At 32.1% G+C, this 21,103-nt stretch carries 20 protein-coding genes and 1 tRNA gene; 10 read left to right on the top strand and 11 right to left on the bottom strand.

The annotated features are described in order from the left end of the window. Window positions 1-605: 605 nt before the first annotated feature. Genes B4L98_RS10570 through B4L98_RS10585 form a run of 4 tightly spaced genes read right to left on the bottom strand, consistent with a single transcriptional unit; the run spans window position 606 to window position 4,996 of the window. Entirely contained in the window at window positions 606-1,739 is a 1,134-nt protein-coding gene (locus tag B4L98_RS10570) for an efflux RND transporter periplasmic adaptor subunit (RefSeq protein ID WP_219034695.1), read from the bottom strand. Window positions 1,740-1,763: 24 nt separating this feature from the next. Then, the gene (locus tag B4L98_RS10575) at window positions 1,764-3,020 is read right to left on the bottom strand and encodes an ABC transporter permease (RefSeq protein ID WP_038335695.1); all 1,257 of its coding nucleotides are present in this window, start codon (window positions 3,018-3,020) and stop codon (window positions 1,764-1,766) included. Continuing rightward, complete coding sequence (locus B4L98_RS10580) at window positions 3,020-4,249, bottom strand: ABC transporter permease (RefSeq protein ID WP_038335694.1); 1,230 nt, start codon at window positions 4,247-4,249, stop codon at window positions 3,020-3,022. Before B4L98_RS10580 ends, B4L98_RS10575 begins: the two co-directional genes overlap by 1 nt. Window positions 4,250-4,306: 57 nt before the next feature. Further along, on the bottom strand, window positions 4,307-4,996 hold the full coding sequence (locus B4L98_RS10585; protein WP_038335693.1) for an ABC transporter ATP-binding protein: 690 nt from the start codon (window positions 4,994-4,996) through the stop codon (window positions 4,307-4,309). Window positions 4,997-5,169: 173 nt separating this feature from the next. On the opposite strand from B4L98_RS10585, the gene B4L98_RS10590 reads away from it, so the two are divergent. From B4L98_RS10590 to B4L98_RS10600, 3 genes are read left to right on the top strand one after another with little or no spacing between them, the layout of a single operon-like run. Then, window positions 5,170-5,670, top strand: a complete 501-nt coding sequence (locus B4L98_RS10590; protein WP_038335692.1) for a GbsR/MarR family transcriptional regulator — start codon at window positions 5,170-5,172, stop codon at window positions 5,668-5,670. Between the two features lie 52 nt (window positions 5,671-5,722). After that, on the top strand, window positions 5,723-6,070 hold the full coding sequence (locus tag B4L98_RS10595; RefSeq protein ID WP_115001203.1) for a hypothetical protein: 348 nt from the start codon (window positions 5,723-5,725) through the stop codon (window positions 6,068-6,070). Between the two features lie 12 nt (window positions 6,071-6,082). Further along, complete coding sequence (locus B4L98_RS10600) at window positions 6,083-6,457, top strand: hypothetical protein (protein WP_125349102.1); 375 nt, start codon at window positions 6,083-6,085, stop codon at window positions 6,455-6,457. 42 nt (window positions 6,458-6,499) lie between these two features. On the opposite strand, the gene priA is transcribed toward B4L98_RS10600, so the two are convergent. Then, on the bottom strand, window positions 6,500-8,959 hold the full coding sequence (priA, locus tag B4L98_RS10605) for a replication restart helicase PriA (RefSeq protein WP_286496372.1): 2,460 nt from the start codon (window positions 8,957-8,959) through the stop codon (window positions 6,500-6,502). Between the two features lie 148 nt (window positions 8,960-9,107). Here priA and B4L98_RS10610 point away from each other — a divergent pair, with 148 nt between their 5' ends. Together B4L98_RS10610 and B4L98_RS10615 are read left to right on the top strand one after the other, a co-directional pair. Further along, window positions 9,108-9,419, top strand: a complete 312-nt coding sequence (locus tag B4L98_RS10610) for a hypothetical protein (RefSeq protein WP_115001209.1) — start codon at window positions 9,108-9,110, stop codon at window positions 9,417-9,419. A 69-nt stretch (window positions 9,420-9,488) separates the two neighbouring features. Further along, complete coding sequence (locus tag B4L98_RS10615) at window positions 9,489-9,797, top strand: hypothetical protein (RefSeq protein WP_115001211.1); 309 nt, start codon at window positions 9,489-9,491, stop codon at window positions 9,795-9,797. Between the two features lie 50 nt (window positions 9,798-9,847). Here the strand turns inward: B4L98_RS10615 and B4L98_RS10620 are convergent, their stop codons facing one another. Together B4L98_RS10620 and B4L98_RS10625 are read right to left on the bottom strand one after the other, a co-directional pair. Beyond that, window positions 9,848-11,020, bottom strand: coding sequence for a proline dehydrogenase family protein (locus B4L98_RS10620; RefSeq protein ID WP_115001213.1), 1,173 nt, complete (start codon window positions 11,018-11,020; stop codon window positions 9,848-9,850). Window positions 11,021-11,152: 132 nt separating this feature from the next. Then, window positions 11,153-11,401 (bottom strand): type B 50S ribosomal protein L31, encoded by a 249-nt coding sequence (locus tag B4L98_RS10625; RefSeq protein WP_038335685.1) that lies wholly within the window; start codon window positions 11,399-11,401, stop codon window positions 11,153-11,155. A 294-nt stretch (window positions 11,402-11,695) separates the two neighbouring features. Here B4L98_RS10625 and B4L98_RS10630 point away from each other — a divergent pair, with 294 nt between their 5' ends. Continuing rightward, window positions 11,696-13,084, top strand: coding sequence for a hypothetical protein (locus tag B4L98_RS10630; RefSeq protein WP_291078206.1), 1,389 nt, complete (start codon window positions 11,696-11,698; stop codon window positions 13,082-13,084). A gap of 32 nt (window positions 13,085-13,116) precedes the next feature. Here the strand turns inward: B4L98_RS10630 and B4L98_RS10635 are convergent, their stop codons facing one another. Genes B4L98_RS10635 through B4L98_RS10650 form a run of 4 tightly spaced genes read right to left on the bottom strand, consistent with a single transcriptional unit; the run spans window position 13,117 to window position 15,886 of the window. Beyond that, window positions 13,117-13,578 (bottom strand): hypothetical protein, encoded by a 462-nt coding sequence (locus tag B4L98_RS10635; protein ID WP_219034692.1) that lies wholly within the window; start codon window positions 13,576-13,578, stop codon window positions 13,117-13,119. Between the two features lie 56 nt (window positions 13,579-13,634). Further along, window positions 13,635-14,093, bottom strand: a complete 459-nt coding sequence (locus B4L98_RS10640) for a LexA family protein (RefSeq protein ID WP_115001214.1) — start codon at window positions 14,091-14,093, stop codon at window positions 13,635-13,637. A 12-nt stretch (window positions 14,094-14,105) separates the two neighbouring features. Then, window positions 14,106-15,440 carry a Y-family DNA polymerase gene (locus tag B4L98_RS10645; RefSeq protein ID WP_306459994.1) on the bottom strand — a complete coding sequence of 445 codons (1,335 nt, stop codon included), beginning with the start codon at window positions 15,438-15,440 and terminating at the stop codon, window positions 14,106-14,108. 17 nt (window positions 15,441-15,457) lie between these two features. Beyond that, entirely contained in the window at window positions 15,458-15,886 is a 429-nt protein-coding gene (locus B4L98_RS10650; protein ID WP_180906237.1) for a CC0125/CC1285 family lipoprotein, read from the bottom strand. Between the two features lie 270 nt (window positions 15,887-16,156). Here B4L98_RS10650 and ccsA point away from each other — a divergent pair, with 270 nt between their 5' ends. From ccsA to B4L98_RS10670, 4 genes are all read left to right on the top strand, one after another. Further along, the gene (ccsA, locus tag B4L98_RS10655; protein WP_291047538.1) at window positions 16,157-19,447 is read left to right on the top strand and encodes a cytochrome c biogenesis protein; all 3,291 of its coding nucleotides are present in this window, start codon (window positions 16,157-16,159) and stop codon (window positions 19,445-19,447) included. Window positions 19,448-19,562: 115 nt separating this feature from the next. Continuing rightward, window positions 19,563-20,156 carry a glutathione peroxidase gene (locus B4L98_RS10660; protein ID WP_181816287.1) on the top strand — a complete coding sequence of 198 codons (594 nt, stop codon included), beginning with the start codon at window positions 19,563-19,565 and terminating at the stop codon, window positions 20,154-20,156. 3 nt (window positions 20,157-20,159) lie between these two features. Next, window positions 20,160-20,861 carry a bacillithiol biosynthesis deacetylase BshB1 gene (bshB1, locus tag B4L98_RS10665; protein ID WP_125349099.1) on the top strand — a complete coding sequence of 234 codons (702 nt, stop codon included), beginning with the start codon at window positions 20,160-20,162 and terminating at the stop codon, window positions 20,859-20,861. A 118-nt stretch (window positions 20,862-20,979) separates the two neighbouring features. Beyond that, window positions 20,980-21,055, top strand: a tRNA-His gene (locus B4L98_RS10670). Window positions 21,056-21,103: the final 48 nt, after the last annotated feature.

Genomic DNA, 21,103 nt, shown 5'->3' on the forward strand with positions numbered 1-21,103 from the left:
CGGAATCGGATTGCAAAGGTAATGCTTATTTCTAAACTCGCAAATTTATTTTTAAATAATTTTTGTCGCTATATAAGTCCTTATGTCAACTACAATACTACTCGTCTTTCGTATTGGGATTGCAAATATACGGCTGGATTATTCGTTTTTCCAAACATACTTTACTTTTATTTTACATTCTTTCCTTAAGTTATTGGTACAATGGAAAATATTTTTTGAAATGTTTAGATATGAGAACTGAGATATTAGATTTTTGACGAGAAAAGCTCTTTTTAAAAACTAAATTATAACGGGATAGATTTCTCGACAAGCTCGAAACGACAGGAAAATTAAACTTGTTAATTACTCAAGAATGCCTTTTAACTTCATAAAATGATTAGACGTTTTGCTTTTCTTACCAAAAAGAAAAGTAAAATGGATACTTTTGAGTTAACTATTCGGGAGGAATTGTCGCAAAGCGAGAATGAGTTATTCAGTATAGTTAATAATATAATGGATACGATGCTGATGACATCATAATTAAGTTTCTATAAAAAAGCTTTTTGATAAAATCGGAGTGACAGAATCAAAAAAAGGAGAACGCTTTATTCTCCTTTTGTATCTTATTAATGTGGACCGTTACCGTTTTTATCTTTTTCCAAATCGGTATTCCAAATTTTGATTTTATCTGTTTTTTTCAAGCCAGATTTTACTTGAACATTCACTCCGTCTGTAATTCCAAGAGTGATGTATTTCTTTTCGTATTTTGCATCTTGTCCTTTACCAGAAGTAAGAATCTCAACATATGGTTTTTGGTTTTCGTCGTAACGAACATGCGCTGATTTTACCAACAATACATTTTTTGCTTCCTGCGTTACAACCTCAGCATTTGCAGAATATCCCGCACGAATAAAGTTATCTGAATCTAATTGAACTGGTGCTTTAATCTCGAACTGAACTACTCCATTCGTTGCAACTCCTTGAGGCGAAATAAAATCAAGAATCGCTGTAAAAGTTTTGTTCGGAATTGCACCAATCGATACATTAATTTTCATTCCTTCTTTTAATTTACCAACCTCAGCTTCGTCAACTTTTCCTTGGAAAATCATTTTCTTAACATCAGCCATCGTAGCAATAGTAGTACCTGTAGAGAAATTATTAATCTCTTGCACCATATTCCCAACCTCAACAGGAATATCTAAAATCATTCCCGAAGTAGTTGCTGTAATACGTGTTGTTGCATAAGCTTCCAAACCGGGAGCAATACCTGTTTGCGCAACTTTGTAATCGTTTTCGGCAGCTTTTAATTGTTGTTGAGCTGACTTATATGTCGCATTTGCATTGTCATAATCTGCACGAGGCAAAACACCTTGATTATATAAAGTTGATGTTCGATTGAAATTACGACGTTCTTGATCGACCGTAATTTGAGCCGCTTGAATAGACTGACGAGCTGCATTTAACGACTGAACATTTGGAACAACTTTCAGTTCACAAATCAACTGACCACGCTCTACATATTGTCCTTCAGCAACATTAATCGATTTTATAACACCCGAAATATTTGGCTTAATTTCAATTGTTTCCAACGGTTTTAATTCACCAGTTGCAACAGCTTTCACCTCTATATTTCCCATAAAAGGCGTTGTCGTTTCATAAACTTCATTGTCTTGGCTATTCTTTTTACCGAAATATGCAATCACACCGATTACAGCACCGATAAAAACGACAATCATCAAAATCTTTAGAAATTTTTTCATTCTTCTATATCTGTTAAGTTTTAGTTATTCATCTCTCAAAGCATCAATAGGTTTGATTTGAATTGCACGTTGAGCAGGAATCAATCCCGCTAAAGTTGCCATAATCACCATCACTGCTAAAGCTGTAAAAAGTGTAAACAAATCGATTGACGCATTATATAAAGGTATGTTTTTATTTGATGGAATGATAATTTCGTTGAGAACCATTAGTAAAAGTGCTGCAAAAATAATTCCGCCTAAACCTGCAATTAATGTTAAAACTACTGATTCTAACAAAATTTGTCCTCGAATTTGAGCAGGAATTGCACCTAATGCTCTTCGAATTCCAAATTCTTTTGTTCGTTCTGAAACTGTAATCAATAAAATACTTGCAATCGCAATAACCCCGGAAAATAATGTCATTCCTCCTACAACAATCGCTAGGAACTGCATTCCTTTTACGAATTTCATAATCTTTCCAAGCATTTCACCTAAATTAAAACCACCAATTCCCTGGTCGTCATCTGGCGAAATATTTTTAATTTGTTTCAGATATGTTTTTAATTCTTTTTCGAATGCTACAATATCATAATTATTAGGTAAACTCAAACTTAAATATTGAATCGTTTCTCCTTGATTGTATATTTTTTGAAATGTTGTAAACGGAATAAACACTTGATCTTTACTCTCTACAGGCGAAGAAGGTGTGTCGTAAACGCCGACAATTGTATAATAACTATCGCTAATTCTGATTTCTTTCCCTAAAGGTTTCGGTTTATCACCAAAAAATTGTTCGGCAACTTCAATTCCAATTACACAAACTTTCGATTCAGTTTTGATATCATCTTCATTGATAAAACGACCTTGAATAATATCTTTCCCAAACATTCGGTTTTGATCTGGATAATCTCCATTAACCGTGTAAAAATTATATTTTGTTCCGTAAGTTAATATTGAATTTGGTTTCGAGTTTCGAGGAGCTAACAACGAAATTTGAGGAAAACGAGCCTGAATTTGACGAACATCACTCATTTTCAATTCAATTGTGCGACCTTTTTGAAATCCTTGATATGGCATCGATGTTGTCCCTCCCCAAACAAATAATGAATTGGTTGCGGCATTTGCCAAATTACGGTCAAAACCATTTTGCAAACCGCGTGTTACTCCTAACAATAATACAAATAAGAACATTCCCCATGCAACACCAATCATTGTCAAAATAGTGCGCAATTTATTTTTGCGAATCGCCGCGTAGACTTCGCTCCAAGCATCTGGATCAAAAACAAATTTTATAAAGTTCATTATTCGTCTCTTAAAGCATCAATAGGTTTAATACGTGCTGCATTCAAAGCTGGAATTAATCCAGAAACTGTTCCTGCAACAAATAAAATAATACAAGCCATTACCAACGAATTAGTTTCTACACCTGGATTATAAATAAAATATTCTTCTAAGCTATCTCCAATATTTTCTACAACAAGTGCCGCTAAAGCAATTCCTATTGCTCCGAAAATAATTGTAATCATAATTGCTTCTTGTAAAATCAGTCCCAAAACATTGGCTGGTGTTGCGCCTAAAGCTTTTCGAATACCAATTTCTTTGGTACGCTCTTTTACACTAAACACCATAATATTTCCGATACTTACGATTCCTGCAATCAAACTTCCTCCACCAATTACAAATACAATAATTGTCAGAATCAAGAAAAATTGATTGGTATCTTCCATTGCATCAGCCGCATTTCGCACCCAAATTCCACCATAATCAGAAGGTGCAACATTATGTCGACCTTTTATATTATATTCAATTGCATTTGCAAGTTTAGAAATGTCAGCCAAAGCCATTCCATCTTTTGGTGTTACAATAATCGATGATACTTTATCTGTAGCATAAATCGTTCTAAACGTTGTAAAAGGTGCATACAAAGCACGCTCGGCATTATCACCACCATCTTTACTTTCGAAAACACCAACCACTTGATACATACTTGAACCTAATTGCAAATACTTACCAATCGCAATCTGATTTGGAAAAAAATCTTGCGCAACCAATCGTCCAATAACAATTGATTTGGACTGATTCTCCATATCTTTTTTATTGATAAATCGACCAAGCGTTACATTTTCATTAATCATTGATTCATATTCTGGATAAACTCCAGTAATTGAATAACTTCCTGAATTAGCTTCATTTCTAATCGTATCACTTTTCGAAATTGTACTTACAATCGATTTTATTTCATCTGGAAAAGAATGTTTAATAAAATCAAAATCTTTTACATCCAATTCAATTGTACGTCCTTGTTTGAAACCATTGTAAGGTTCTGTTGTTGTACCTCCGTTAACGGTAATATTTAATGAATTTGCTTTGAAAAATTCTTGTTGAAACCCGTTCTGCAAACCATTTCCCAATCCATACAATGTAATAAACACAAAAAGCGCCAAAGCGATTGTCAAACCCGACAATGCTGTACGCAATTTATTACTTGCAATGGACGACCATATTTCGCTCCAACGGTCTGTATCAAACATATTTTATATTTAAGATTCTTTGATTTATGATTTACGAAGTTTGAGATTCGAAAATCATTAAACTCTTACTTGTTCTACTTTTTCGTCACTTACAATTACACCATCTTTAAGACGAACAATACGTTTACACATATTTGCAATATCATCTTCATGCGTCACCATTACAATTGTTTTACCTTCGTCATTAATTTCTTGAATCAGGTGCATTACTTCTTGCGAAGTCTTTGTATCCAGCGCTCCTGTAGGCTCATCCGCCAATAACAATTTTGGTTTTGCAGCCAATGCACGCGCAATTGCAACACGTTGTTTTTGTCCACCCGAAAGTTCATTTGGCATATGAGTAGCCCAAGGCTCCAACCCCACTCTTTCCAGATAACTAAGCGCTATTTTATTTCGATCCGATCGTTTTACTTTTTGATAATACAACGGTAACGCTACATTTTCTAATACATTTTTGAAACTAATTAAATTATAAGATTGAAAAATAAATCCTAAAAATTTGTTTCGATAATTAGCCGCTTTAGTTTCGTTTAACTTCTCAATTCTAACACCGTCCAATTCATAAATACCTGTATCATGCTCGTCCAACATTCCAATGATATTCAATAAAGTTGATTTCCCCGAACCCGAAGATCCCATAATCGCAACAAATTCGCCTTCCGTAATCTCAAGGTTAATTCCTTTGAGTACGTGAAGTTTGTTTTTTCCCATTATGTAGGATTTATTTAAATCTCGAATAGATATCATAGATTGTTGTAAATTTCAATAAAGATAACAGATAAGTCGAAATTATAAGAAAAATGTTACAAGCAAGTTTAAGATTTATCTTATAAATAGCGCTAAAATATTTTTCAAAATTAATTTTCAATAATTTTTGAAAGTATAGAAATTTATATATATTTGTGTAAATAATAATTGCAATGAAATTAGAAGAATCAAAAGAAAAATTTGTTCAAACTTGGGGAACTTTCGCTGTTAACTGGGGAATAAATCGTACTATGGCACAAGTTCATGCATTATTATTAACGTATAATGAACCTATTTCTACAGATCAAATTATGGAGGAATTACAAATTTCTCGCGGAAATGCAAATATGAATTTGCGTGCTTTGATGGATTGGGGAATTGTAAGAAAAGAATTGATAAAAGGAGAACGTAAAGAATATTTTGTTGCCGATAAAGATGTTTGGTATTTATTCAAACAAATTACAAAAGAACGCAGAAAGCGTGAAATAGAGCCGGTAATTGATTTTTTAGAATCATTAAAAAACATCGACGATCAATCTGATGATGCAAAAGAATTTGCAAAATTATTACAAGATTTATCTTCTGTTTCGACAAAAATCAATAATATAATGGACCTTGCTATCAAATCTGATGAGCATTGGTTGGTAGGAAAAATCACGAATTTGATAAAATAATCAATTCGTATTTTTTTGAATCACAAATTTCAAAAATTATTGAAAATTCAATATGTATAATATTATTTCGTATATCATTTATCTGATTATTACTTTCTACATCACCATTTTTATTGGTTGGAAAGTGTATAAAATTGGTTTTGTGTACTTGACAAACTTAATCGATAATCATTCTGTTTGTCAATCGATTAATAATCTTTTATTGATTGGATACTATTTGGTCAATTTAGGTTTTTCGGCAATAAGTTTACAAAACTGGGAACAAGTTGACTCCATTACCATCATGTTTTCTTCATTGTCCTACAAAATTGGATTTATATTATTAATCCTCGGAATATTACATTTTATTAATTTATCAATTATTTATATCGCAAGAAAAAGCAAAAAAATAAACACTTAAACACAGCAAATTATGACAAATTACAATCTAATTGCATATTTGGTTTACTTACCAGTGGCAATATTAATGACAATCGCAGTTTCTAACGTTTTATTCAAAAATGGAAAAATATTTATGTACGATATTTTCCATCAAAAAGAAGATATTGCAAGCGCAACAAATTCATTATTCAAAATTGGTTTTTATCTTTTGAATATCGGTTTTGCCATGCTAATTGTTTACATGACTTCTATCGCAACAACCGAAGATTTGATTGTAAAATTAAGTACAAAAATTGGTAGTTTCGCCATTTATTTAGGAATAATGTTGATGCTAAACCTTTTCTTATTTATGAAAGGCAGACGTAGATCTTTGCAACAACAATATTTAAGAAGTTTAGAATCTTAACAAGAAAACCTCCCAAAAGTTAACTTTTGGGAGGTTTTTATTTTAAACTGGATCAACATCAACATCAATTCGTACCGAACGAAAAGCTGCAATTGTATGCAATTGATCTATTTTTGCTTGAATTAAATCTTTTACTTTTTGAGGTGATTGATTTGGTCTAATTTTAATCATCACATCTGTAATATATAAATTATTGATTCTTCCAATCGAAGGCGTTTCTGGACCAAGTAAACATTTTGCATCAAAACTTGGTTTAAGCAAAACGACTAATTGAGCCGCCGTTTTATCCAAACGCTCTTTATTTTTATGCTTGAAACGCAACTTGATTAACCGTGAATAAGGAGGATACAAAAATTCTTTTCGCTCATACAAAATATCTTTCATCGTTGGTGCATAACTGTAGGTTGTGACATTTTGCAAAATCTGATGTTCTGGCTGAAAAGATTGAATCAATACTTTTCCTTGTTCTTGACGACGACCTGCACGACCAGAAACTTGCGTTAACAATTGAAACGCTTTTTCGTGCGCTCTAAAATCAGGAAAATTTAACAAAGAATCTGCTCGAATAACACCAACAAAATTAACATTTCCAAAATCAAAACCTTTTGTAATCATTTGCGTTCCAATTAAAATATCAATTTCTTTGTTCTCAAAATCTTCGATCAATTTTTCGTACGCAAATTTCCCTCGCATCGAATCGACATCCATTCTTCGAACTTTTGCTTCAGGAAAAATTGTTTGAACTTGCTGTTCTATCTGTTCTGTTCCCAAACCTTTTGTATTCAATTCGTACGAACCACAACTCGGGCAACGCAAAGGTTTTGCTTGTGCATAACCACAATAATGACATTTTAGTTGATTCGAGAATTTATGATATGTTAAACTGACATCACAATTTGGACATTCGGGCGTATGACCACACGTATTACATTCCATAATTGGCGCATATCCACGACGATTCTGAAATAAAATGACTTGCTTTTTTTGATGCAATTGATTGAAAATTTCATCACGAAGTGTATGCGAAATATCTTCTGTAATTTCTTTTTCCTTTTGCGCTTTTTTGAGGTCAATCAAATTAATTTCGGGCAATTTTATACTCCCAAAACGTTCAGTTAATTCGACATAACCATATTTTTTATTTTTCGCATTATAATAACTTTCAGCCGAAGGTGTCGCTGAACCTAATAAAACCTTCGCATTCATCATTCCTCCAAGCAACATCGCCATATCGCGCGCATGAAAAAATGGTTTTACATCCATTTGTTTATAAGAAGATTCGTGCTCTTCATCCACGATAATCATTCCTAAATTATCAAAAGGCAAATACAACGCTGTTCGTGGACCAATGATAATATCAAAATCGCCATTCAAGGTTTTCTGCCACAATTCTACACGTTCATTTTGATTGAATTTCGAATGATAAACTCCTACTCTTTCTCCAAAATGTTTTTTGATTCGATGAACAATTTGAGTTGTCACAGAAATTTCTGGTAATAAGTACAACACTTTATTTCCTTTCGCAATTACTTGTTCCATCAATTTTAGATAAATTTCTGTCTTTCCACTTGATGTTACACCATGTAATAAAACGGTTGATTTATCCTTAAAATCTTCTTTAATTTGATTTAAAGCTGCAATTTGTTTCAAGGTCAATTCAGCAATTTCAGCAACTTCTTTCTCATCTTCATCTACACGAGAAGTTTGATGTTGATAAATTTCAACTGCTCCTTTTTCTGCTAAAGATTTAAGTACAGCATTTGTCGCACCTTGTTTTATAAAATCTGCAACTTTTAGCGGTTTTTCTTGCGATTGCGTTTCTAACGTAATCAATTGCAACAAGGTTTCGCGCTGTTTTGGTGCTTTATTTAATTGATTTAAAATCTCGATAAAGGCAGTTTCATTTCCTTTTAAATCTGGATGTAATCGGACATAATTATCAATTTTTGGCGTATATTTTTCGTTCAGTTTTTCATCTAACCGAATAATTCCTTTATCAATTAATAATTTAAGTGTTGGAATTGCTGATTTCTCGTCTACAATTAAAGCTGCTTCTTCAACTGAAATGATTTCACGCAATTTCAACGCTTCAAAAACTAAGAATTCATAATCATTTAGCTCTTCAATTGTTTCATAATTTGGATTAATTAATCGAACAAAAGTTTGAGATTCTAATTTTAATGCAGAAGGAAAAGCATTTCGAAAAACATCGCCCAGTGAACACATATAATAATTCGCCATCCATTCCCAAAAATTAATTTGCGTTTGCGTCACCAAAGGTTCATCATCCAAAAAAGCATGAATCGCCTTTGTTTTGTATAATTCTGGCGCATTTTGATGAATAGAATGTACAATTCCTGTATATAATTTTTGCGTTCCGAAAGGCACGGAAACACGCTGACCAACTTTAATTTGCTGTAAATCAATTTCAGAAAGATGGTATGTAAATGTTCCATTTAATGAAAGTGGTAAAATAATTTCGGCAAAATAATTCGTTGTCATTTTATATGATTAAAAACGCAAGTTAAACATTTTTTTGTGTTAAGAATGAAGATTACAATTGCTTAAAATTTCACAAATTATTAATATTTCATTTTCAGATAGTTTGAAGAATTAATACTAATTTTAAGAGAATTCAAAAACTATCATTATGTTACATGCCATTTTAGATCAGATTTCGGAATCGGAAAAACCAATTATAAAAATCATTTTCAGAAATGATGATACGCGTGTTGTTGCTTTTGGACTAAAAAAAAGTTTGAAATTAATCGATCATCAATTACCTGTAAATGCAAAAATTTTAATGCTGAAAGGTGAAATAGAAATTGATTCAAAAATTGAGATTGTCAATTTAAAAGAATTTGACGAATATATTCTTCCTCCAAAAGTTATTCATCAAGTGACTTCCTTACAAGATTCGATGATGTTGGTTATTCTAAATTTTAATAAAAAAAGTTTTTAAAATATAGTTAAACTCTATTTATTTACACTATAAAAAACTTTATATTTATGATTATTAATTTATCAAAATATGAAACTACTTTTCTCATTAACTACTCTCCTTACCTTAGCCCTATCTTCTTGCAGTACAAGTATTAAACACGATCGATTATTTACTGGAACGATTGTGAGAGATTGTACAGGAACTTACATTCGTGTTGATGACAAAGAGGATTATTTGGTTTGTAACAATGAAATATTTTCAGACAAAAAAGAAGGTGAAACCGTGAGTGTTATTTATGATTTTGAAAAAACATGCAAAGAGTTAGAAAATAAAGCAACTTGTATGATGTATCATGAACATAAAGGCAAGATTAGAATCAAGAAAAATAATAATTAATCAAAAAATCCACTCAAATTGAGTGGATTTTTGCTTTATATAAAATACGATTATTTCGATTTTTTACGACGCTCTAATTCTTTTTCAATCAGCATCAATTCGCGTCCTGTTTGTCCTGCAACAGAAGTGTTTTCTTGTGCTCGACGAACCAAGTAAGGCATTACTTCTTTGATTGGCCCGTAAGGTAAATATTTTGCAATATTGTATCCTAAATGCGCCAAGTTGAATGAAATATTATCACTCATTCCAAATAATTGTCCAAACCAGAAATTTGGATTATTTTTCTCAATTCCGTTTTCGTTCATCAATTTGATTAACAATTCGCAACTTTCTTCGTTGTGCGAACCTGCGAATAAACCAAAACGCTCGTGATGAGAAGCAATAAATTCTAACGCTAGATTATAATCTCTATCCGAAGCTTCTTTGTTTGGTTGAATTGGAGATGGATAACCTTCGGCTTGCGCACGTGCACGCTCTTTCTCCATATATGCTCCACGCACAATTTTGAATCCTAAGAAATATCCTTCGCGCTCTGCTTTTGCATGCATTTCTTTCAAATAAGCCAAACGATCATGACGATACATTTGCAACGTATTCCAAACTAATGCACGTTTTGTGTTATATTTCACCATCATTTCGTCAGTCAAATCATCTGCAGAACCTTGCATCCAAGTTTCTTCTGCATCTACCATGATATTAACATCCAAATCATATCCTTTTTGACATACTGCCTCGAAACGTTGACGAATATTAGCCCAAGATTTTTCTTCTTCTGCAGTTAACGTTTGTTTCTTCCCTACTTTTTCAAATAATTCGATTCGACCAAATGCAGTTGGTTTAAATACTACAAATGGAATTGATTGATTAGATTTTGCTAAATCAACCAAGTGTAACATAACGTCACGAACTTCGTCAAATTGTTTTTCTTCTGTTAATCCTTCGATAGAATAATCTAAAATAGAACTTACGTGATATTTAAATAATTCATTTGCGACAACCACACCTTGTTCTGCCGTTTCTCCTCCTACAAATTGTTTGTAGATTGTTTCACGAATTACAGGTTTTACGAATGGGATATCTACCGCAAATGGTAAATTAAAAAACTTAGTTCCAAAACTTGTCAATGCGGGGCTTCCGATTAACTTGTATAAGTAATACGCTTTCTTTAAATCTTTATCTGATTTCGATTCGAAAGCAAACTGTGTATTGTCGAATAAAGACATGTGAGTTAACTATTTTTTGTGTTAATATAACGTTACAAATTTATAATTAAAACCTGATTAAACTAAAAAAACCTACAAGAAATTCTTGTAGGTTTTTGATATATTTTAAAGATTGCAAATAGTTGCCTATTCTTATCCTTTTTTAGCGTATTTGCTTCTGAATTTGTCGATACGTCCTGCAGTATCAACCAATTTAGTTTTACCTGTGTAAAATGGGTGAGATGTAGAAGAAATCTCCATTTTGATTAATGGGTACTCTACTCCGTCAACAACTAATGTATCTTTAGTATCAGCACAAGATTTTGTGATGAACACATCTTCGTTAGACATATCTTTGAATGCTACCAAACGGTAATTTGTTGGGTGGATATCTTTTTTCATTTTTTTAATCTTCTTTGTTAACTTTATTGGAGTGCAAAGATAATATTATTTACAGAATGTTACAATCAATTTTATTGAAAAAACATTTAAAACAATACATTAAGCAAATTTAATTTCGAGTGTAATGGGCTTCTTAAAATTAAACCTGCACTTCTTGTACACATTTTTCGTGGTGCAAATATAAACATTTTAGTAATTCGTACAAATATTTTTGGTGAATCTATTCATAAAAATCTATTTTTTATCTTTGTCCATCTACAATAAAACCTATTATTTGCTGTTTAAACTTATATAATGAATCATAATTTTATGAACGTAAAAACATTAATCGCCGGACTTGGTATTGCTTCTTTGATTGGTTTTCAATCTTGTCGCGATGATTTTGACTATGATCCAATTAGTTCTGAATTGCGCTTTAGCAAAGATACCGTTTCCGTAGATACCGTATATAATTTCTCTAAATCTGAAACCTATCTGCTTAAAATTTATAATCCTGAGAATGATGATCGCGTGATTCCAAAAATATATTTGACACGTGGAAATAATTCATTTTTCAATATAAATGTAGACGGAAAAGCAGGAACAAGTTTCGAAAATGTGCCGATTCGCAAAAAGGATAGTTTATTTATTTTTGTTGAAGTAAATGCTCAAGAAGCGCCTCTTAATCCGCTTTACGATGACGAAATTAACTTTAAAACAACCAATTCTTCTAAAAAAATCAAGTTACTTTCTTGGATAGAAAAAGCTAAAATTCATACAAAAGATGCTACAATTTCTTCTGCAAATTGGAATATGGACGAAGCCCAAGTAATTGACGGAAATTTAACTATTACAAGTGATTTAACAATTGATAAAGGTGCAAAAGTTTATTTCAAAAAAGGAGCAAGTTTAACAGTTGGAAACAATGCAAAACTTACTGTAAATGGAGCTTTGAATGAAGAAGTGAAATTTCGTTCAGCTCGTCATGATAATAAATACGATTCGATTCCTGATCAATGGAACAAAATCGAACTAGCTCCAAATAGTACATCAAAAATCAATTATGCAAAAATTATTGGTGCAGATACTGGTTTACACGTAAATAATTCGAAATTAGATATTAGTAATGCTAAAATTGTTAATAATCAATCGTATGGAATTTTAGCAACAAACGCTACAATTACAGGTTACAACTTGGTGATGAATAATAGTAATTTGGCAACTTTAGCAATAGAATATGGTGGTTCGTACGAATTTTATCATTCTACTTTTGCCAATTATTACAATTTTGCGACAAGTGCTGGTCCAGCTTATTCGCTTTTCTTGAGGAACGAAAACAATGATAAAAATGTTTCGGCTTTGACAAAAGCAACGTTCGGAAATTGTATTATATATAATGAACGCACGCCAAATGCTATTTTATTGGATAAAAAAGATGGTGCGGCTTTCAATTATTTATTTGACACCAATGTTATTCACAATGCGGATACTTCAGTATTAAATGTGACAACTGCGCCAAATTTCTTGGCAAGTATTACGTTAGATCCGATGTTTGAGAATACAAATTATTTCGCAAATAAATTAGCTGTGAAAAATGAATCACCTGCTAAAGGGAAAGGAAAAATATCTTTTGCGCAACAATATCCGTTAGATTATAACGGACAACCTCGAGGAACAACTCCTACAATTGGAGCATTTCAATAAAATAAATAAGGTCGAGTAAAACTCGACCTTATTTATTTATTATTTAACTGAACAGATACTTTTCCTTTAAAATCATCTCCTTTAAAATTGATTCTATAACTTTTATAAGATTCTAAATGAATAGATTCTTTTTTATTCATTTTTCCTTTCGAAGCACTACCTATTTGAGTTAATTCTTTTCCTGTATAATCTACAATCGAAAAATCCATTAAACCATTTTTTTGTTTCACTTCATAATCTAATTCAAGTTCTATATCTTGATTTGTTTTCAAGAAATAATAAACTTCTCCTTGCATTTGTGTAAAGTCCAAAACGATTTGATTATTATTTCGTCTAATCACTTTTGTTGCTGAATATGTTGTTCCTTCTGTTTTATAAATTCCATCAATACTCAAATATCTTGACGCATTCGTTGACACATTCGAAACAGTTGAAATTGTAATACAAGATTGCACCAACATCACTGCAAAACACAATAAAATAAATTTTCTCATAACATCATATCTTTACTATTAAGATGCATGTTTTATAAAAAAGTTACAACAAAGATTTAAATTCTATTCGTTATTTCTCGTACCAAAACACCAACAACTCCTAAAATAACCACCTCATCATTTTCGTGTATTTGAACACAATCTTTGTAATTTAGATTTATCGCAATCAGTTTATTGTTTATTTTATCAAAGCGTTTCAACGTATAATCTTCATTATTAACAGAAACAATAATATCATCGTGATGCAACGGAATAAGATCTGTCCGAATCACCAAAATATCATTTTTTTGATAAACAGGATACATCGAATCTCCACCAACGACAATCAAAAAAGTAGATTCGGGATGCGTTAAATAACGTTCGTCCAAACTTATTCTATCGTCCACAAAATCTTCTGCAGGTGAAGGAAATCCAGCATTTACATGACCAAAATTCGGAATATATTTTTTCTCACCATCTGTATTTATAACAAAAAGGTTGAGTTCTTTGTCTAACATTTTTATCTCTCCATTCATTTTTTCTATCGTTTAATACACCACCAACAAATCTTTCCACTTGGTTGTATAACAAGGTGATAAATTATTTTGACGCATTTTCCACGTTTTATTCAAATCTTGCGAAGCTAATTTTATTTTTGCCGCACCAAATTTTTTGTTCAACAAATCGATGACTTTCATCAAATCTGGGTGATTTGGATTTTCTTCTTCAAAAAGCGATAATTGTTTTTGATCTGACGAAACAATTCCAGACACCACTACTCCAGCCTTTTTGTACTCATAACCATCTTTATAAATTTGCTCAAACGCTTTAATTGCAAATTTGGACAACGTTATACTTGAATTCGATTCGTAAGGTAAATGGACCGAAATTGTACGGTAATATTGTGGTTTATTTCTATCAAAATTATTGGTCTGAATAAAAACTGTAACCAAATTGCAAGAAGAATTCTGTTTCCGAAGTTTCTCTGCACACGAAACCGCAAAAGTAGCAACACGCTCTTTTACATATTCAAAATCGTTGGTATATTCTTCAAAACTACGCGTCGTTGCAATACTTTTCTTTGCCGAAATCGCTTCTAAATCTAACACCGCTTCACCTAACAAATCTTTTTTCAAACGCAAACCTACTATCGAAAATTCTTTCCGAAGAAAATCATCTTTTAATTGTACAAAATCCAACGCTTTATTGACACCGATCATTCTCAAACGTCGCGACATTCGTCGACCAATTCCCCAAACATCTTCAATATTTAACCATTTTAACGCTTTATGGATTTGTTCTTGAGTCTGAATAATATAAACCCCTTGATGAACTTCTGGAAATTTTTTCGCAATATGATTCGCTAATTTCGCCAAGGATTTTGTTGGAGCAATTCCTACACAAACTGGCAATTTTGTAAATTGATATATTTTAGATTTGATTTCTAATCCGTAATTTTTCAAATCAAAACGATCAAATCCATTCAATTTTAAGAAACATTCGTCTATCGAATAAATTTCCTGATCAGGCGAATACAACGATAAAATCGACATTACACGATTGCTCATATCCGCATATAATTGATAATTTGACGAAAAAACTTTGATTTTTTTCTGTTCAAAAATACGTTGAAATTGATGCGCAGGCGCACCCATTGGAATTCCAGCTAACTTTGCTTCGGCAGAACGCGAAATTACACAACCATCATTATTAGACAATACTACAATTGGCTGATGAAGAAGCTTCGGTTGAAAAACACGATGGCAACTGGCGTAAAAATTATTACAATCTATCAATGCGAACATAATACAAAGTTGAGAAGTTAAAACGCCACATTGTGTCATCGAAAATGTTAAATTATTCAAAAATAAAAAACCACTCAAATGAGTGGTTTGTATTCTTATTTAATTTTATATTTTTTATGCAAATCTTTTATTACAACAGCTGGTTCATAAACCGTTTGAAATTTTATCGGTTTACTGTTTTTGAAATATTGTACTTTCAGCCACGTATCATTATTATCTAACTTTGTATAGCTGTTACTTTTTTCCAAAACTTTATCGTTCACCGTACTTAAAATTGCAAAATAATCAAAATTATTACGCTGACCAATTTCTGCTGCTCTCAACAAAGCATAGTCAAACGTTTTGTCTTTTTTATTGTATTCGTTTCCATCAAAACTAACAATATAGGTATCATTGTTCACCTTTTCTTCGGTATAACCGCCTGTACCATTATCTTTTTGGTATGCAACAGCCTTGCTGTTATGACAACTTGCTAAAGCAAAAATGAAAGCTCCAGCACATAAAATTTGAGTTAATTTTTTCATATCATTATAATTGGTTATTGAGCTTTAACAAAAATTGTTCCTTTTAAGATATGTTTTTGATATTTCTAAATATTTTCTTAACAAATTATTTTTGAATAAAATACTTTGTTATAAACATTTCTGATTAACAGTGTGTTTTTTAAACATTTAAAATCAATTTTGGCACAACATATTTAACATTCTATTAACTCATTGATTCTAATAAAAATCATTTAAGTTTTAATGCTTTATCTGATAAACTCACCTATTTTTGTAAATCAATTATAAGTAATGAGTAAATTAGAAAAATATCTATTTTCTACCAGAACCATGACGGTCTTGCTATTCATCTACGCAATCGCCATGGGTTATGCCACTTTCATTGAAAATGACTACGATACGGCTACTGCAAAAGCTGTTATTTACGAGGCAAAGTGGTTTGAGGTATTAATGATTTGGTTGATCGTTTTGTTCTTAATGAATATCAAACGATACCGATTATGGTCAAAGGAAAAATTGCCTTTATTGGTTTTCCACTTAGCATTTTTGTTTATTTTTATTGGAGGAGGAATTACTCGTTACATCAGTTTCGAGGGTGAAATGCCTATTCCAGAAGGAGGAACAAGTAACGAAATTACATCGTACAAATCTTATTTCAAGATGATGGTTGATGATGGTACACAACGTTTGGCGTATGACAATCATCAATACAATATGACGTATTTTGACAGAAAAGATAGTACAAGTTCTTTGTTCCGTAGACACTTTGAAGGTGAATATCAGTTCAAAGATAAAGTCATTAAATTAAAAACTTTTGATTACGTACCTCACGCTTTAGATACGGTTGTAAGAAAAAAAGAAGGAATTAATGTTTTAGAAATCGTGACAGTTGGACAAGCTGGACGTAATTCTGTTTTCATCAGAAATGGTGAAATAAAAAGTGTTAATGGAACTTTAGTTTCGTACAATAGACCGCAAGATGGTGCGGTACAAATTACTGGAGAAGGAGAAAATTTGGTTATCAAATCGCCTTTCGAAGGAGAATATGTACAAATGGCTGGACAACAAGTTGGACAAATTACAGACATGCAAAAATTGCAAGAAGGTGCTGGAAAAGTTGAATTTAATGTTCCTGCTCCATTAAAACTACGTTCGTTATATACAATCAACGGAGCGCAATTTGTAGTTCCAAATCCGGCTTTCAAAGGTGAAGTTTTATATAGACAAGGTTCTAAATTTAAAGCAGAAGAAAAGAATCTACCTGGTGCAATTAGAGCCGAAGTTATTGTTGGTGATAAACGCGATACAGTGACAATTGTTGGTGGAAAGGGTGTCACAAATTATTCTGCTGATGTACAAATTGACGGAATGAATATTTCGTTAGGTTACGGTTCTAAATTAGTAAAAGTTCCATTTAGCATTCGTTTAGATGACTTTATTTTAGATCGTTATCCTGGTTCTACAAATCCTTCTTCTTTCGAATCTAACATTACAGTTATCGACGAGGGAAAAGAAACAAAACATCACATTTATATGAACAATGTAATGGATTATAAAGGTTACCGTTTCTTCCAATCGAGTTATTTTCCAACGGAAGACGGAACTATTTTACAAGTTAACCAAGACTGGTGGGGGACTAACATTACCTATTTAGGATACTTCTTATTATTTGGAGGAATGTTTGTTTCATTATTCTGGAAAGGAACTCGTTTTACGCAATTAAACTCTCTATTAAAAAGTTTACATACCAAAAAAATAAATATTTTACTTCCATTATTTTTACTTTCTGGATTAGCATTTGCTCAAAATCCAAGTACTACTGATGGAGGAAAAAATGGACATCAAAAAATTCAGACTGATTCGGAAAAAGGGAACGTTCATTCATCAGAGCACATTGGTAGTTTTTCTACAAAAATGGCTGATGGAGATGAATTAGCGAAGAATGTAAAAATTCCTGACGAACACGCTGATAAATTTGGTCATTTACTTACACAAGATATCGAAGGACGTATAAAACCTCTTAATACACAAGCTTTAGAAATCCTTAGAAAAGTTTATAAAAAAGATAAATTCCACGGATTATCTGCCAATAAATGGTTTATTTCTTTGCAATTAGACCCTGCTTATTGGGTAAATGCTCCGATGATTGAAGTTGGAGATAAAGGAGGAGATCGTTTAAAGAAAATTACAAGCGCAAACGAAGATGGTTACACATCTTTAATGAATTTGATCGATCCAAAAACGACTCGTTTTAAATTAGATAAAGCCTATAACGAGGCATTCTCAAGAAAACCTTCAGAGCGTTCTAAATTTGATGAGGAAGTAATTAAGGTTACAGAGCGTTTCAATATTTTAGATCAAACTGCAAAAGGATATCAATTAAAAATAATTCCAGTTCAGAATGATCCTTCAGAGCGTTGGACTTCTTGGATTTATCAAACACAAGAAAATCCTGTAGAAATCGATACAATGGCACTTGGAATGATTAGTGTTTATTTTAACATGGTTTCGAAAGGATTAGAAAATGGTAATTGGACGCCTGCAGATAATGCGGTAGATTATATCGATAAATACCAACAAAAATGGGGTAAAAATGTTGTGCCTTCTCCAACAAAAGTTGAGATAGAAGTGTTATACAACAAATACAACGTTTTCTTTTGGGTGATGATTGCTTATTGTATGGTTGGTGGAGTTTTAATGATTTTATCCTTCATTCAGTTATTTTCAGAAAGCAAAGCACTTCATCGAATTATCAATGTTTGTTTGGGATTAATATTTATTGTCTTTATCGTACAAGCCGCAGGACTTGGTGTTCGTTGGTATTTAACTGGACACGCACCTTGGTCTAATGGTTACGAAGCCATTGTATTTATTTCATGGATTAGTGTTTTAGCTGGATTGTTATTATACAAAAACCGAAACGCATTTATTCCAACAACAGGAGCTATGGTTGCTGTAATTATGATGGGATTTGCACACGGAGGTTCTATGTTAGATCCACAAATTACACCACTTGTTCCTGTACTAAAATCATATTGGTTAATTGTACACGTTGCGATTATCGTTTCATCTTATGGTTTCTTTGGATTAAGTGCTATTTTAGGAGTTTTCTCATTAATTATCATGATGATTAAACCAAATAAAAAGATTGAAATTTCGCTAAAAGAAATGACTTACGTTTCTGAAATGTCATTAACAATTGGTATTTTCTTACTTACCGTTGGTACATTCTTAGGAGGTATGTGGGCAAACGAATCTTGGGGACGTTACTGGTCTTGGGATCCAAAAGAAACTTGGGCTTTCGTTTCTGTAATTGTTTATGCAGTTGTTTTACATATGCGTTTAGTTCCAGGATTGAGAGGGAAATTTGCCTTCAATGTTGCAGCAATGTGGGCTGTTTGGACAGTAATTATGACGTATTTTGGCGTTAACTATTACTTATCTGGATTACACTCATACGCAGCCGGAGATCCAATTCCAATTCCATTCTGGGTTCCTGCAACAGCAGTCGCAATGTTAGTTTTATCTATTGCAGCTTGGTATTTCCAAAACAAAGTTTACCACGTAAAATCAAAAAATTAATTTCTTTAAATATTATAAAATAAAAAAGCTCATCCAAAGATGAGCTTTTTTATTTTAACCTACTTTAACTTACAAATCATAACATTTTTTTTAAATTTGTTTAAAATAGTACGCAATGAAATATTTATTCATCGGATTTTTAGGGCTATTTATAGCTTGTAATGCGCAAGAAACTAAGAAAGTTTCTAAAAAGCAAACCATTCATCAAACAACAAAAACACCTCAAAAAGTGAACAAAATTTACGATTATACATTCAAAGATATCAATGATGACGATTTTAATTTCGCGGATTTGAAAGGAAAGAAAATCTTAATTCTTAACACAGCTTCAAAATGTGGTTACACACCTCAATATGATGCTTTAGAAAAATTGTATCAAGAATATAAAGATCAAGGTTTAGTTATTGTTGGATTTCCTTCAGACAATTTTGGAGGTCAGGAATTTGACAACAATGAAGAAATTGCAAGTTTTTGTAAATTAAATTATGGCGTAACTTTTCCTTTGATGTCAAAAAGTGATGTAATTGGAAAAAATCAAAATGAAATTTTCAAATTCTTAACAAAAAAATCATTGAACGGAAAATCTGATAATGATGTAAAATGGAATTTTACGAAATTTTTGATTAACGAAGACGGAACTTTAGAGGCTTCTTATCCATCAAAAGTAACTCCAGATTCAAAAGAAATAATAGATTGGTTAAATAAATAGTAAATGAAGTTAGATATTCTTGCAATTGGAGCTCATCCTGATGACGTAGAATTGGGATGTGGAGGAACACTTGCAAAAGAAATTAAAAACGGTAAAACAGTTGGTATTCTCGATTTAACAAAAGGAGAATTGGGAACTCGTGGTACTGATGAAACGCGCCGTGTAGAAGCAAATGATGCCAAAAACATTTTGGGAGTTGCTGTAAGAGAAAATCTTGGAATTCCTGATGGTTTTTTCTTGAATGATAAAGAAAATCAATTGAAAATTGTCGAAATCATTCGCAAATATCAACCTGATATTATTTTGAGTAATGCACCTCACGATCGCCATCCAGATCATGGAAAAGGTTCAGATTTAGTGAATACTGCTATTTTCTTATCGGGTTTACCAAAAATTGATAATGGATTACCAGCTTGGCGTCCAAAAAAGCACTTCCACTACATTCAATGGTTGCCTTTAGAACCTCATTTTGTAATTGATATTTCTGGTTTTGTTGATACAAAAGTGGAAGCTTGCATGGCGTATAAAACGCAATTTTTTGATCCAAATTCGAGCGAACCTCAAACACCAATTTCATCGAAGAATTTTACAGATTCTATCCGATATCGTGCATATGATTTAGGAAGATTAATCGGAACTGAAGGTGGAGAAGGATTTATTTCGCGAAGTTATATTGGCGTAAATAATTTAGATTCTTTAATTTAGAAATAAAGGTGTAAAAAACCTTTATTTTTTTGTCAAAATTATTTGCAAGTACCGATTAATAGGCTATATTTGCAGTCCAATTGAGAGATTAAATAAAAGTTAATTTCGCAATAAAAATGGTGATTGTAGCTCAATTGGTTAGAGCGCCGGATTGTGGTTCCGGAGGTCGTGGGTTCGAGACCCATCATTCACCCTAAAACTTTAGAATTAGTTTCAAAAGAAATTCAAACCAAATGGTGATT

The sequence above is a fragment of the Empedobacter sp. UBA5528 genome, assembly GCF_002426075.1.
Classification (GTDB): domain Bacteria; phylum Bacteroidota; class Bacteroidia; order Flavobacteriales; family Weeksellaceae; genus Empedobacter; species Empedobacter falsenii_B.